Here is a 14,247-nt window from a genome sequence, read left to right as displayed (position 1 = left end):
CCAATTACAAGGAGAGAAATTCCTATGAATCACCCTTTTAAGGAGGCCGTTCATTTTTACGTAACAAATATAGGAGCTTTGCTTTTGTTTGCAGTAAGTATATTGCTGCCCTTGCTGGTCTTTCACGCACTGATTATGAATTATGTATATGCTGTCACACCGGTTATTAACAATACAACTCCTGGGGCTGATTTGCTCTATGGATTTCTAACATTGGTTCTTCTTACTATCGCACAAATTCCTTTCATTAAATATGTGTATGATGAAGAGGAAGGGCAGGACAATCCAATCAGAAATGCCTATAAAACCTTAGCTCTTTTAGGTTTTTCCATCTTTGTATTTGCTCTGCTATATGGAATTCTCACAATAGCTGGAACTCTTTTATTTATTATACCTGGAATATTGATTATGATTTTCTTGTTTTTGGTTCCTTATCTGTCTGTACTTGAAGGGAAACCTGTTAGGAAGGTATGGAAGGCCTCCTTCAAAATGGGAAAAAAACATTTCCTAGCTTTGTTATTTATTGTTGGAGGAATCGGGCTGCTGGAAATGGTCATTACTTTTTTCTCTCAAACTCTCGTTTTTTCTATTACATCTTCTTACGCTGCCCATCTTTTCAGTCAGATGCTACTTAATATGATCATCTTTCCTTTCATGGTTATACTAGTGACATTTTATGTGATGAAGTGGAGAGCAGTCGAGCAAGTGTAACCAGGACACCAGCAAGCCTGAAAGTTTTTTTGAATGGAGGCTACTCTATATGATAATTCTAAAAAGAGTCCTAATATCCTTCTTGGTATTGGCAGTCACAATATTATTAAATCCCAGTGCTGTTGCTTTGAACGCATACGCATGGGGTACTTGGGATAAGGCACCGAACTGGAAGAGTCCTGGGTGGACCAGTCCTCCTGAATGGTCTGAACCTCAATGGGAGACTCCGCCCGAATGGGAGACTCCGCCCGAATGGGTGAATCCAGGCTGGCAAAAAGGACCGGAATGGAATCTAAGTCCTTGGGATAACAAGCCGGAATGGAATTTAGATCCAAACGGCAATGGTAATGGATCAACTAATCCATCAAGTGATACAAAATCACCTGACTCAGGAATGACTCCCAATATTCCTTCAAACTTACCGGACAATTCAGTACCGGTTAATCCACCCATAGGACCTCCATATAATCCTGATTATAAGAGTCCGGGAATCGATCCTCATGATATTCTCCGCGGAGGGATCACACAGCCTGGAATAAATAACAATACAGAGGCTGAAGATCCTTTTTTCAATTTCAAAGATCCCGATAAAAAAGCTGGCCTTGATTTTGCAGTTAAAGATGTCCTTAAGAGTACATTAAATATGACTGATAAAGTAGTAAGAGGAAATGAGTTAGAACTAAAGGACTTATTAGATTATAAAAAGGGACTTGCAGTTAGTGGATTTAAGATGTTCACAAAAGGGGATGCTTCAATAGATGCCCTTTATGATGCCCAATCCCTGGTCAAGGACTCAAAGGGCTTGGTTGATAAATATAATACTTTTAAAAGTATCAAAGAAGCCAGCGATTTAAAAAAAGCTGGTGATATTATAGGGTCACTTGAAAAATATGATGAGTTATACCGTACAGGTAAGACATTTTCCCCCGGCAATGCTGTCGTATCCGCAATAACCTTGCCCTTAACTGTTAATGACACAATAAGAAATGTTGATAAGCTAAGAAATGCAAAAAATTCAGAGGATAAGACAAATGCAACATGGGATTTAGTGGGGAATTCTGGAGGTATTATAACTGGGTTGGCCCCAGCAGTTGCACTTATTCCAGGAGCCCAGCCAATTGCTGCGGGAATGGTAATAGTCGGCGGAGTTCTTAGCCTAGCGAGTGCCGGGCAGAAGCTGTACAGAAATCGAGAGAAGATTGTAAAAGATGTTAAAAAGAAATACAAGAAAGCAAAGGAAAAGGTAACAGGCTTCTTTAAATCAGTCTTTGGAAAATGAGGTGTCTGAATGATTAATGTAAAACCAACTAAGGAACACATCAAGCATATAAAAGAACATAAAAAATTCCTTGAAAAGTGGGATATGTGGGACTTTGCTTACTTTGACGGGGAAGAGTATTATTTTTTGACTGCCTATAATTCTATAACCGGTGGTATCACCGGTTATTTGCTTTTAACCTATGATGGTCGGGTGGTTCCGCTTTCTAAAGCAAAAAATCCAGCTTTTATGCTGATCCGCTACAATACACTGGTTCATAATACCATTGCCGAATTAGTTCCCAGGGCGAATCCAGACATGAAACCTTTTGAAGACTTGGTAAAGCGATTAAAAGATAATAAAACTTTATTAATGGGAATTGATACCGGATTGGGAGCTAGTGCAGACAAAATAATTGAACATTGCGAGAAGAGCATCCAAGAATCGAAAGAGGTACGGGAAATTGTACTAACGGTAGGAGGTTATCAAAGAGAGGTAACTCGTGATAGGGGATACTTCGATGAAGAATTCTATGAAAAAATGAATGAAGAAATTCTCCGTTATAGTGAAATGATGTACAGGTATGGCCTTAGACAGAGAGAACTTGAGGGAGATTACGAACGCTTATATTATGTAATGGAAACGGGTCAAATAAGTGAGAGAAGACTAAAAGCCTTACTGAAGGCTGTGCGGGAGTCTAATAAAGACGCACTAGAAAAATCAATGGCCACTTTTGAAAGGGATTCTGAAGGTAATCAGATGGACATTGACTTAAAGAATATCAAAGCATCATTAAAAGAGTTAAAACGAAAAGATGGACAAAAACATCTAGAAGAAAAATCCTTGCCTCTTATCAGGAATTCCAGTACAGGAGAAAAAGATGAAAAATATCTTCTCTAACTCGTTCGCTTTGTACTTCTCGGAATTCTATAAAATTGTACTGGTTTCTTTAGTAACATATGCTCCGCTTCTAATAGCACACGCCTTGATCGTCAATTATATATACAAAGCAACATTGTATACGGAATACCCAAATTTAATCGGTGATACCGCGAATGCTATCTTCATGCTGACATTCCTGACTGTTGGCCAAGTGCCTTTTATTAAATTCACACTGCTGGATGGGGAAGGAGAAGACAATCCTATAAAAAGGTCACTCGCCTTTACTCTTGAAAAAGTAATTCCTTTATATATCTTTGCCTGCATATACGCCTTGCTCATTTGCGTTGGCGGACTGTTCTTTATCATTCCAGGATTACTGGTATTATTTTTATTCTATTTCGTCCCTTTTTTTATTGCTGATAATACCATGACGTTCAGATCAGCAATAAAAAAATCAGCCTCTTTTCTGAAGAAAAATTTAATCAAAGTGTGCTTGCTCATTGTCCTGCTATCAATTGTTCAGTTATTCTTTGAGAATGTATTGGTTACCCTGCTCTCTTTCTATACAGATGTATATATAACTTTATTAATATTGAAGATATTGTTTCTAATACTTATATTGCCGCTGCAAACGATTATTGTTGCAAATATTTATAAAGAGTGGAAGCCAGGTTAATGTGCTAATGCCGTTTTTGCAAGGAACTGACCTAAAAACTATTCCTACAATCCAAAGAATCTAGGGAAGAACAAATAAGTCTTAGGCTATAAATACCTTCATAAACTGTGAAAAATGTAACAAAAGAATTGGATGATAGCTCAAGCAGAAAACTGCATGAAAAGGTAATCCCCATGCTACAAGGGTCTTATACCAGAGAAGATGGCCAGGGGAATGCCCGATACTCCCCGCAATGAGCTAGAAAGGCATACAATCATTACTCCCGTATGAAATGTAGACTATCCAAATTTCAGTAGAATAGGAATGGTTCAATTTTGTTAATTTTAATTTTTAAGGGGTGTTTTTCCACTATGGGAAAAAAGTTTCGGAACATTTTTGTTATTTCTATAGTCATGCTCACTTTGCTGACAGCATGCAGCGATAAACAGACGGATACAAAACAAGATGATCAAAAAGAAACCTCTGCCATGAAAGAGGCTGAAGACAACAAAGACAGTACAGACAGCAAAGATGAAACCTCAATTGAAGAGATGTTAGCTTCATTGCCAGAACCAACAAAAACCACTGTTGAGCTAGCCAATGCAGAAGCAGGCATGTTTTCCGGGCAGGATTATGATGAGCTAACTCCTGAACAGCAAAAAGGACTGTTAAAACAATTAAAGGAGCTTCCTGAGCTTGGTGAGGAACCGACCGGCGAAGAGATTGAATTGTATTGGAGAAAGTTGCTGAACTTATTCCACGAAGACTATCCTAATCCGGCAGAAGTATTGGATGAACTGGAGATGGAATCGTTTGGCAGTCCGGATATTAAGGACGAGCGCTACCAGTTTAAAGAAAACCTGAATGTAGAGATTCTCCTGGATGCCAGCGGAAGCATGGCAAACCAAATCGATGGCAAAACCATGATGGATATCGCTAAGGAGTCTATTGGAGAGTTTGCCGAAGACCTCCCTGAAGGAGCAAATGTTGCCTTAAGGGTTTATGGACATAAAGGTACAGGTTCTGACCAGGACAAAGAGTTTTCCTGTAAGAGCAATGAACTCATCTATGAAATGGGTGACTACAACGGCGAAAAACTCAATAGCACTTTGCAGACTGTCAAGCCTGCTGGATGGACCCCGCTTGCCGCTGCAATAGAGGAAGCAAAAAATGATTTGCTGTCCTATAAAGGAGATACGAATACCAACATTATCTATCTGGTCAGCGATGGAGTTGAAACCTGTGATGGCAACCCTGTGGAACAGGCCAAGAGCCTTGGAGATTCTGATATTCAGCCGATTGTCAATGTTATTGGTTTTGACTTAGATGCAGAGGGGCAGAATCAGCTGAAGGAAGTAGCCAAAAGCGCAAAAGGGTTATTTAGCAATGCACGCAATCAGAGTGAGCTGAAGGAAGAACTGGATAAAGCCAAACAGATAGCGAAAAAGTGGGATGAGTGGAGAAATAACGCTATAAACGATGCTTCGAGCCAGAGATACGATTTAAAACTAAAAAACATCCCAACCTTCGGCATTGAATGGAATCAGGCAAACCGTTATGAAAACCTCAATATCCTAAAAACACTTACAGCCTTGAGAGATGAAGAACAAATTACTAGAGAAGCACATAGCCTCCTGTCAGATCTGGCTGATGAACGATTTAGCTCTGTATCGGACCTAAACGACGAAATTAGGCTCGAACTACGAAGCCTAGCCGATTCAAATTTTGAAAGTGTTAAACAGGAAATTGAAAAAAAGTACAATGAAAACCAAAATAATTAGTTAATGCGATCAATAGTATTGGTGACAGCATTTGTTGAGATAAGGACTAACAAACTATTTTAAACTATAACCTTGTAATCTCTAAAGTCTTGATTGGCTAACATGCCAATCAGGGCTTTTTATCATACACAAACCGCAGGTGCCCCAATGATCAACGTCAAACCAACAAAACAGCATATCCAAACCATCAAGAAGCACAAGAAGTTACTCGAAAAGTGGGATATGTGGGATTATGCCTACTATGATGGGAAAGAGTATTACTTTTTGACGGTGTACAATACTCTATTGGGTAAAATCACAGGGTATTTGCTTTTGGACGCATCAGGCCGGGAGCCAGAGGCTGAAAAGGTTGAGGAAGCTGCTTACTATTTAATTTCCTACAATACCATGGTGCATAACACTATTACAGGCATTGTTCCAAGGATGCATATGAATATGGAGCCTTATCAGCAAATGGTGAAGTTGCTGGGCAAGCATAAAGGAGAGCTGGTGCGGGAAGACCCCGAGTTGGAAGCTGCCATAGAGGAAATCCTTGTATTAACGAAGGTGATTATAGAAGAGTCTTCGCAAATCAGGGACATTGTGTATACAGTAGGAGGCTATCAAAGGGAGATTACGAGGGAAAGAGGCTTTTTTGACCTGGCCTTCTTGCGGAAAATGGAGGAAGAGTTTGAAAGGTACAGTATTATTATGTACACTTTCGGGCTGAGAGAGCGGACAATGGCTCCGGCATATAAACGTATTTATGAGTTGGTCTCCTCAGGCAAAGTGAAGGCTCCCAGGCTCAAAGGCCTCTTGCAAGCAGCAATGGAGACCAATGAGAAAGAATTAGAAAAATCCATGTCCACCTTCGAAAGAGATCCTGATGGAAATCCACTCGAGATTGATAAGGAAAATATCCAGGAATCACTCAGGCTGAATAGGAAGGTGCAGGGGAAGAAGGACTTCAAGGAAAAAATTGTGCCTATCATTAGAAATTATTTCAATAAGTGAAGTGAGCTGCTGACCCTTTTCCCAACAAAACGAAACCCCTTCGCCCCTCATCCGTATACATACTATGCATCAAGAAATAATAACTCCTGAAAGGGGAAGCATATGGGAAGCATTTTTATATTTTCGATTATAATCGGTCTGGTGATAGCAGTTCTGCTTGTGCCGCTTCAAGGCGGCAGGAGCGGGAAAAAGGATAAGAAAGAGAAGAGCCGCTTCAGCCCCGTTGGCATGACAGTGGCGGCGGCCATTTCCATTATCGCCGCATTCGGTTTTTATTATTTAACCAACCTGGACCGGAATTTTTCTTCAGTGTGGCTGGTTCTCATTCTGGCTTCAGGTGTCGGCGCCTTTTTGGCGGCAGGGAAGGAGCGTCTTGTTAAGAGCATTGTGTTTCTGGTATCCCTGCTGGCCGGAATTTACTTTTTGACCGCGTTCGTTTTTAACGCAGATGAAAAGTATGAGTCAGCGAAGATGGATGTAAAGACGGAAATCGAAGCTTTTGATGAAGAAAAGACACCGGCGAGCGTGCCGCCGAAATTTGCCCGCAATAAGATGAAAAAGGCATTTGGCCAGGTGCCGGATACGAGCTATTATGAGCTTGGCAGCCTGCAGATCCAGAAGGTGAACGGCGATTATGTCTATATTGCGCCAGTGGAGTTCTCCGGATTCTTCAAGTGGATGAAGGGTGACGAAACGCCGGGGTATTTTACCATCAGTGCGACGGATTCTAATGCCAATCCAAAGTTTGTGAAAGAAAAGATGACCTACACGCCTTCGTCTTATTTTAACAAGAACATAGAGCGGCACATCCGGAACAACTATCCAAAGAGGATATTCAACGGTGACGTGCAGCTGGAAGTGGATGATAACGGAAAGCCTTATTATGTCCGCACCTACGGAGAGTTTATCTCTGCCAGGAATGGCTTTAATGCAGAGGGAATCGTTGTGGTCGATCCGCAAAACGGTAAAATGAAGTCGTATAAGCTGGCAGATGCACCTGACTTCATCGATGGCGCGGTATCGCCTGAAACCGTCAGCCTGCAGAACAGCTATTACGGAAACTATGTCCAGGGCTTCTGGAACAGTGTCTTCGGAAAATCCGAAGTGAAGCTGCCTTCTGATGAAGGGACAGAGGCAAATGTAAGCCCGATTTTCGATGAAAATGGAGATATGTATTACTTCACAGATTTCACCTCGCCAAAAGAAGGGGTAGACAGCATGCTTGGCTACTCTTTGACAAATTCAAGGACGGGCGAAGCGACCTTCTACACAGGGAATCTGGAAGAGTCCTATATGGATTCGCAGGGGAACCTGCAGATCATCGATAAGAAATTTATTGAGAAAAAATGGAGCGGCGAAATGCCGATTCTGTATAACTTCTACGGAGAAGCCAGCTGGCTGACGCCGGTGCTGGATGCGAACGGATTCCTGCAGAATTACTTTATCGTGTCAGCGGCAAATCCGGAAATCTCCGCCTATGCCAATACGCCAAATCAGGCGCTTAAGCTTTATAAAACAGCCCTGCAGCGCGGCGGCGGAAGCGTCAACGGCAGCTCCAAGGCCGAAGAAAAACAGATCAGCGGAACAGTCGTACGCGTCTATAAAGAAAAAACCGGCGACTACACAACCGTCTACTTCCTGCTCGAAAGTGGAAAAAGCTATATCGTCTCATCAGAAAACAGCCCGATGAGCATCTATCTAGAGGAAAACGACAAAGTAAACGTCACCTACCTCGACACAGGAGAAAGTTCCCTGCCGGTAAGGGGGATGGAGATAGAGGGGCTGCAGTAGTGTGTGCGTATTAGGTACCAGGTAACATCCGTGGACAGAAAGCGGTAAAGTGTCTTTTTACGGTGCCAGGTACCATCCGTGGACAAAAAGCGGTGAAGTGTCTTTTTATGGTACCTGGCACCGCACATAACCGCCAATAACAAAAAATAAGAAACCCTCACAAAAACCTTGCTCCATTAAGGCTTTTGTGAGGGTTTCTTTGCTTATTCGTCCGGAAACAGATCCATATTGAATAAATTGTATTCTTCTTCCGCTGGATCTTCTTTTGGTTCTTCAACAGGATCCTGCCTGCGGGCCTCGGCTGGCCTGTGCCCATGCCGGCGCCTGTTAAGATCCTTGAACTCCATTTCCAGATACTCTGCCTGATCGTGAGAAATCTTGATGGTCACTTCATTGCCGGATTCATCGGCAGCCTTCAGCAGGACATAGCTCTCAGCTGAGTCCCTCAGCGTGACATTGCTCAATGTCAGGTTCATATCATTCAATTCATAGCGTGCTCTCATCGCAAAGCCTCCATTGCCTTTCTCGCTTACCCCATAGATGACTCTATTCTACTGGTTATCAAGGGAATTATCAAAGCAGGCAATCACAAATATCAAAAATTCTGTGTCAGGCACCCTCTGTGGACACAATGAGAAAAAGTGTCTTTTGAGAGTGTCAGGTACGAGCCGTGGACAATGGCACTTAAATTTCTTTTTTATGTGTCAGGCACTCTAATTAACATCTTTATACCCATCTTCTTTCTAGTGCCAAAAACTCATTTTTCGCTATTTACACAATATTTACAAATATTTATTGAAAGGATAATTTTGTGGTGATTTACTAGTAGATGGAATAGGATGTCTTCAGCCTTTCGGGCTATCAGTCCGGGACTTAAGCATCCTGCTAAAAAACTCATACTGGAGAGGATCAAAAAGATGGGAATACGACAGCGTCAATTGTTCAGCCTTGTACTCATTTTTGCACTAATCTTTAGCCTTGTTTCTCCATTTCAATCCTCCACTGCGAAAGCGGCCGATGTTATTTCGGTTGCGGAAGCCATTGCTAACAATACCGGCACGGCAACAGTGGAAGGGTATATTGTCGGGACGGCAATATCAGGGACAAACTATCACCAGGAAGCCCCATTCACTTCAACCACCAACCTGGGCATCGCTGATTCACCCTCTGAAACAGATGCAAAAAAAATCCTGCCGGTCCAGCTTCCATCAGGCAGCATCCGCACAGCACTCAACCTAGTGGACCACCCCGAAAACCTGGGCAAAAGAGTCCAGATCACAGGCTCACTGGAAACTTATTTCTCAGTCCCAGGACTGAAAAGCCCAACCGCTTTTTCAATCATTGAAGAAGACACCACAACCGTTAAACGTGTCACTGCCTCACCAGGAGCCGGCGCAGTTCCTGCTGGCACCAAAGTAACACTCTCGACAGCTACACAAAACGCAGTGATCCACTATACCCTTGATGGCTCTGAACCGGACGCAAGCAGTCCTGTTTACAGCAGCCCCATTACGATTAATGAACCAGCAACCATTAAAGCTTTTGCTTCAGCTGAAGAGCTGGACAATAGCGAAGTATCGCAATTTGACTATACGATTGCAGAGCAGCTGACGATTTCCGAAGTCAGAGCGCTTCCGCTTGAAAGTACTGTTTTTGCAGAAGGAACAGTGACTGCAGTCCTTGGCTCTGCCACTTATATTCAGGATGAGACCGGCGGCATCGTGCTGTACGGGAATGGCCTGAATGTGGAGCCGGGCGATATAGTCAAGGCTTCCGGCAAACTGACAGACTACAATTCTCTCCTTGAGATTGAAGTAGCAGCAAGCGATGTAAAGGTTTTGGATAAAGCAGAGGTGCCAGCTGCAGAGGAAGTAACGGCTGCTGACCTGAAAGAAGAGAAAGAAGCCACTTTGCTGACTCTGAAAAATATTGAAATCCAGTCATTCAGCAACGGCAACTACACAGCTGTTGATGAAAACGGCGTGTCCTTCCAGATCCGCCCTGAGGAAGCCGGACTGCTTACTATCAATACTTCCTATGATTCTATTACAGGAGTCCTTGGCTCTTACAGGGATGTATACCAGCTGATACCGCGCAACGCAGGGGATATCATTGCTGATTCTTCGACTGTCCAGCCAATCGTTTCCTCGCCGGCACCAGGACTGATCAAAGAAGGCGGCAAGGTCACACTCTCAACAGGCACTGAAGGAGCCGCCATCTACTATACAACTGACGGCACCGAGCCTACTGAAGACAGCACGCTGTATGAAACACCAATCGAGATTACAAAAGATACAACCATCAAAGCCATTGGTGTAAAAGAAGGCTTGAAAACTAGCAAGCCATCAGTCCTGAATTATATCATTCAAAAAGAAAATGTCCGCATCCATGATATCCAGGGAGCTGGCCACTATTCTCCATATCAAGGCCAGAATGTAAATGATATTGAAGGAATTGTAGTGAAAGTCTTGGATTCCAACAATTTTTACATGCAGGACCTCCAGCCTGATGAAGATGATAAAACGTCAGAAGGTATCCTTGTGTATAAAAAAGCCCACGGCGTTAAGCTTGGCGATGTTGTCAAAGCATCCGGCCAGGTGAAGGAATATGTGATGGAAGGCTACTCTGACAGATTGCAGAATGATCTGCCGGTAACGGAGATCGCAGCCACAACTGTCACTGCTGCAGGCAGCCAGGAGCTTCCGGAGCCGGTGAACATCGGGGCAGACCGCAAGATCCCGACAGAAATCATTGATAATGACGGATTGACAGTATTCGATCCTGAAGAAGACGGGATTGACTTTTTCGAAAGCCTGGAAGGCATGCTGATCCAGGTGGACAACCCTAAAGTTGTCGCGCCGCAGAAATACGGCGAGCTGACAGTAGTCCCTGAATCTGTCCCAACAAACACAGACGAAGGCGGCCTCCGCATTACAAAAGACGATTTTAATCCGGAAAGAATCACGCTTGATATTAATGACGAAAGCTTTGTTGCCAAAATGGGCGACCGCTTCAACGGCAGCATCACAGGTGTGGTGAGCTACGGCTTCAGCGGCTATAAGGTTGCTGTTGATAAAGCAAGCCTGCCGGAATTTGTAGAAGGTGATAACGAGCGGGAAAAAACAGACATAACACCTGTCGATGACAAGCTCACAATCGCTTCCTATAATGTAGAAAACTTTTCAACCAAGACAGATGATGAAAAAGTGACAAGACTGGCAGAAGCCATCGTCCAAAATCTGAAACAGCCGGATATCGTTGGCCTGACTGAGGTTCAGGACAATGACGGCCAGACAGACAGCGGCAACACAGACGCCAGCCAAAGCTATGAAACCCTGATTGCCAAAATCAAAGAGCTCGGCGGACCAGAGTATTCTTATACAGATATTGCTCCAGTCAATAACCAGGACGGCGGAGCACCAGGCGGAAACATCCGCGTCGGCTTCCTATATAAAGCAGACCGCGTCTCCCTGGTACCTGGCACGAAAGGAACAGCAACTGAATCTGTAGACTTCGAAAACGGCGAGCTTACATTAAACCCGGGCCGTATTCAACCGACTGATCCGGCATTTGACTCAAGCCGTAAGCCGCTTGCAGCCCAGTTCGAATTCAATGGAGAAAAGGTGATTGTCGTTGCGAACCACTTTAACTCCAAAGGCGGAGACCAGCCGCTGTTCGGCAAAAATCAGCCGCCAGTCCTTGGAAGTGGAGTACAGCGCATGAAGATTGCCGCCATTGTGAACGGTTTTGTAAAAGACGTACTTGCAGATGACCCTGAAGCCAATATCGTCCTGCTTGGAGACTTCAACGATTTTGAATTCTCGAACCCGCTGCAGGCACTAAAAGGCCAGGAACTGACCAATATGATCGAAAAAGTCCCTGCCGAAGAACGCTATTCTTACTCTTACCAGGGCAATGCCCAGGTGCTGGACCATATCCTTGTATCCAATAACCTGGCAGACAGAACACAGGTCGACATCGTCCACATCAACTCTGCATTCATGGAAGAACACGGCCGTGCCAGTGACCATGATCCAGTGCTGATTCAGACGTCACTTAAGTCGGCAGAAGTGGAAGAACCAGAACAGCCGGAAGAACCTGAATACGATAAAATCTACAACCTGGTTGGCTACAAAGCGAAAAAACTTACTGTCAACGAGAAAAATGCATTGGTCATGATGGATGCCTCCTCTGAAATCAAAGAAGGCATCACAATCAAGAAAAATGCCACCCTTAAAGGGGAAGGCCTGAAGAAAACCAAGGTTATCATCAAATCGGCCGCCCACGGCAGCATTGTTGACTTCACAGGAACAGAAGTCAAAGAAGTCCTCATCGACAGCAATAAAATAGCTGAAATCAGAGGCGCCGAAAACGTACAAAAATGGAGCGTCGGCAAGCATGTAGACACTTCAGATATTCTTTTCACTGACTCTAAAGGGGAAGAAATTCCTTCTCCGCTTCCGAAGACTCCGGATGTGAAAGAGAAAATTTCTAATCTGGTAAACTACCTGCTTGAGCTTTTAAAACAGAGATGGGGCCACCTGTTCCCTCAGCCTTAAGTAAGGCATGCATAGCCGGAATCAGCCAATCTTCTGTAGAATCCCCTGAGGTGATAGGGTGAAGAAAACAACGCTGAATATCATTAAACATACCTATGTGGCGGCGCTTTTTGCCAGCTTCCTCGTATATTATTACAGGGTGCAGGAGGATGGTCAGATTGATATCGGAAAATATAAGCATGATTTGCTGCTGTTTGGCTTTCTTTTCCTGATAGGAGCGATATTGGCTGCTATCGATATAGCTTCGTTAAGGGATAAGGGCAGCAATATCAGCAAAAAGGCTGTTTATGCAGGAGTTTCCTTAGCTATCTATTTTATTGCCTGGAGGCTCGCAGTTTATTTTATGTGAAAAGCTTAGTCTGACTGTATGATTTGAAATGGGAGCTTCCTTGTGGAGCTTCCATTTTTATAAGCCTGTAGATCCAGCAGCTCAATGATGGGAGGGAGAGGATATTGAAAAAGAGAACTTTAACTTTTATCTCTGTATCATATACCATATTGGTCTTAGTTAGCTTTTGTATATATGCCTATTTTGTTCAGGAAGGCGGGTCTATCGACACGGAAGAGCATTTTTATGAATTATTGCTGTTTGGTGTCCTTGGTTTTGTTGGTCTATTCCTGGCATCAGTCGATGCTGCGGGTGAAAGGGAGAAAGGCAGGAAGCTGAATAATAAAGCACTCTGCACTGGGGCGGTCATCGCGGTACTCTTTCTCTTTTGGCGCATAGTATGAGCTTTTAGGGGGGAATTCAATGAACAAAAAAACACTTTCCCGTATTGCAACGATTTACACGGTAGTGGTACTCGGAGGCTTCATCATCTATGCCTGCACAATCCAGGAAAACTGGATGATTGATACCCAAAAGTACTTCAACCAGATTGTCACATTTGTTGTGTTAGCTTCAATCGGACTTATTCTTGCTGGCATAAGCGGGGCCTCTCTCAAGGATGAGGGGGAAAGGGTAAGTAAAAAAGCAGTATATGGCGGCATTTCAATTGCAGTTTTCTTTCTTTTGTGGCGGCTTTCAATGGGGCTGCTATAAGCTGAATAAGGTAAAGTAAGAGTTTTCCCGTGGAGAACTCTTTTTTTATGTTTAATCGGCAGGTAAGAGGGAATATAAGTTTGATTTTAAAAAATAGAAAAATTATCCAAAAGAAATAATAAATCATAAGGGAGCTGATATTATCAAGAAAAAAACCCTTGCCAAATTCAATCTTTTCTTCTTTCTCGCCGTTAGCCTTTCTTTTGGCATATATGCCTATACAGTATCTGAAAACTGGCTGATTGATTTTCAGGAGCAAAAATATAATCTGCTGTTTTTTTGCTTGCTTTTCCTCTGCTGCCTTGGTGTTGCTGTAATTGATGGGACAGCTGGAAGGTATGAGGGGGAAAGGGTAAGCGGAAAAGCGGTTTGGGCAGGGATCAGAATCGTGGCGGTGTTTATGCTGCTAATGGCAGCCTGGGTGATATTGAGAATGCTTTAGGATGAAATAGCATTCCTGGGGGGACCTGGCTTAAGGCAAGAAATAATACAGCGCATATCGTGTCTTGATAGGCCTAAAACACCAATAGAAATTCAAAAAACAGGACCAAAAACCCAGGAACGAAACTGAGTGG

12 protein-coding genes are annotated in these 14,247 nt (G+C 43.3%); 11 read left to right on the top strand and 1 reads right to left on the bottom strand.

The annotated features are described in order from the left end of the window. Positions 1-24 precede the first annotated feature (24 nt). The 7 genes from ABU165_RS21225 (at position 25) to ABU165_RS21195 (ending at position 8,071) form a co-directional block, all read left to right on the top strand. On the top strand, positions 25-711 hold the full coding sequence (locus tag ABU165_RS21225; protein ID WP_318060923.1) for a hypothetical protein: 687 nt from the start codon (positions 25-27) through the stop codon (positions 709-711). Positions 712-760: 49 nt separating this feature from the next. Then, positions 761-1,990, top strand: a complete 1,230-nt coding sequence (locus ABU165_RS21220; protein WP_318060924.1) for a hypothetical protein — start codon at positions 761-763, stop codon at positions 1,988-1,990. Between the two features lie 9 nt (positions 1,991-1,999). Further along, positions 2,000-2,869, top strand: a complete 870-nt coding sequence (locus ABU165_RS21215) for a hypothetical protein (protein ID WP_318060925.1) — start codon at positions 2,000-2,002, stop codon at positions 2,867-2,869. Then, positions 2,850-3,527, top strand: a complete 678-nt coding sequence (locus tag ABU165_RS21210; protein WP_318060926.1) for a hypothetical protein — start codon at positions 2,850-2,852, stop codon at positions 3,525-3,527. Before ABU165_RS21215 ends, ABU165_RS21210 begins: the two co-directional genes overlap by 20 nt. Before the next feature lie 314 nt (positions 3,528-3,841). Then, positions 3,842-5,287 carry a VWA domain-containing protein gene (locus tag ABU165_RS21205; RefSeq protein WP_318060927.1) on the top strand — a complete coding sequence of 482 codons (1,446 nt, stop codon included), beginning with the start codon at positions 3,842-3,844 and terminating at the stop codon, positions 5,285-5,287. A gap of 147 nt (positions 5,288-5,434) precedes the next feature. Continuing rightward, a complete protein-coding gene (locus ABU165_RS21200) occupies positions 5,435-6,280 on the top strand; it encodes a hypothetical protein (RefSeq protein WP_318060928.1) in 846 nt (281 codons plus the stop codon). A 102-nt stretch (positions 6,281-6,382) separates the two neighbouring features. After that, positions 6,383-8,071, top strand: coding sequence for a hypothetical protein (locus ABU165_RS21195; protein ID WP_318060929.1), 1,689 nt, complete (start codon positions 6,383-6,385; stop codon positions 8,069-8,071). A gap of 203 nt (positions 8,072-8,274) precedes the next feature. Here ABU165_RS21195 and ABU165_RS21190 read toward each other — a convergent pair whose 3' ends face one another. Beyond that, on the bottom strand, positions 8,275-8,574 hold the full coding sequence (locus ABU165_RS21190) for a hypothetical protein (RefSeq protein ID WP_009795838.1): 300 nt from the start codon (positions 8,572-8,574) through the stop codon (positions 8,275-8,277). Between the two features lie 414 nt (positions 8,575-8,988). On the opposite strand from ABU165_RS21190, the gene ABU165_RS21185 reads away from it, so the two are divergent. The 4 genes from ABU165_RS21185 (at position 8,989) to ABU165_RS21170 (ending at position 13,672) form a co-directional block, all read left to right on the top strand. After that, positions 8,989-12,630: a chitobiase/beta-hexosaminidase C-terminal domain-containing protein gene (locus ABU165_RS21185; RefSeq protein WP_318060930.1), complete on the top strand. Its 3,642-nt coding sequence runs from the start codon at positions 8,989-8,991 to the stop codon at positions 12,628-12,630. A gap of 58 nt (positions 12,631-12,688) precedes the next feature. Next, a complete protein-coding gene (locus ABU165_RS21180) occupies positions 12,689-12,979 on the top strand; it encodes a hypothetical protein (protein ID WP_148951065.1) in 291 nt (96 codons plus the stop codon). Positions 12,980-13,083: 104 nt separating this feature from the next. After that, complete coding sequence (locus ABU165_RS21175) at positions 13,084-13,362, top strand: hypothetical protein (RefSeq protein ID WP_187445547.1); 279 nt, start codon at positions 13,084-13,086, stop codon at positions 13,360-13,362. 19 nt (positions 13,363-13,381) lie between these two features. Continuing rightward, a complete protein-coding gene (locus tag ABU165_RS21170; RefSeq protein ID WP_094769996.1) occupies positions 13,382-13,672 on the top strand; it encodes a hypothetical protein in 291 nt (96 codons plus the stop codon). The last annotated feature ends 575 nt before the right edge of the window (positions 13,673-14,247 follow it).

This window comes from Cytobacillus sp. T106 (assembly GCF_040492155.1).
Lineage (GTDB): Bacteria > Bacillota > Bacilli > Bacillales > Cytobacillaceae > Bacillus_AB > Bacillus_AB infantis.
Note: the sequence above shows the minus strand (reverse complement) of the source record. Positions and strands in the feature narration are given on the sequence as shown.

Bases quoted from the DNA above. Each gene is read 5' to 3' on its own strand.
- ABU165_RS21210 (WP_318060926.1), top strand. From the start codon at position 2,850: ATGAAAAATATCTTCTCTAACTCGTTCGCTTTGTACTTCTCGGAATTC.
- ABU165_RS21170 (WP_094769996.1), top strand. From the start codon at position 13,382: ATGAACAAAAAAACACTTTCCCGTATTGCAACGATTTACACGGTAGTG.
- ABU165_RS21195 (WP_318060929.1), top strand. From the start codon at position 6,383: ATGGGAAGCATTTTTATATTTTCGATTATAATCGGTCTGGTGATAGCA.
- ABU165_RS21190 (WP_009795838.1), bottom strand. From the start codon at position 8,574: ATGAGAGCACGCTATGAATTGAATGATATGAACCTGACATTGAGCAAT.
- ABU165_RS21220 (WP_318060924.1), top strand. From the start codon at position 761: ATGATAATTCTAAAAAGAGTCCTAATATCCTTCTTGGTATTGGCAGTC.
- ABU165_RS21185 (WP_318060930.1), top strand. From the start codon at position 8,989: ATGGGAATACGACAGCGTCAATTGTTCAGCCTTGTACTCATTTTTGCA.
- ABU165_RS21200 (WP_318060928.1), top strand. From the start codon at position 5,435: ATGATCAACGTCAAACCAACAAAACAGCATATCCAAACCATCAAGAAG.
- ABU165_RS21215 (WP_318060925.1), top strand. From the start codon at position 2,000: ATGATTAATGTAAAACCAACTAAGGAACACATCAAGCATATAAAAGAA.
- ABU165_RS21225 (WP_318060923.1), top strand. From the start codon at position 25: ATGAATCACCCTTTTAAGGAGGCCGTTCATTTTTACGTAACAAATATA.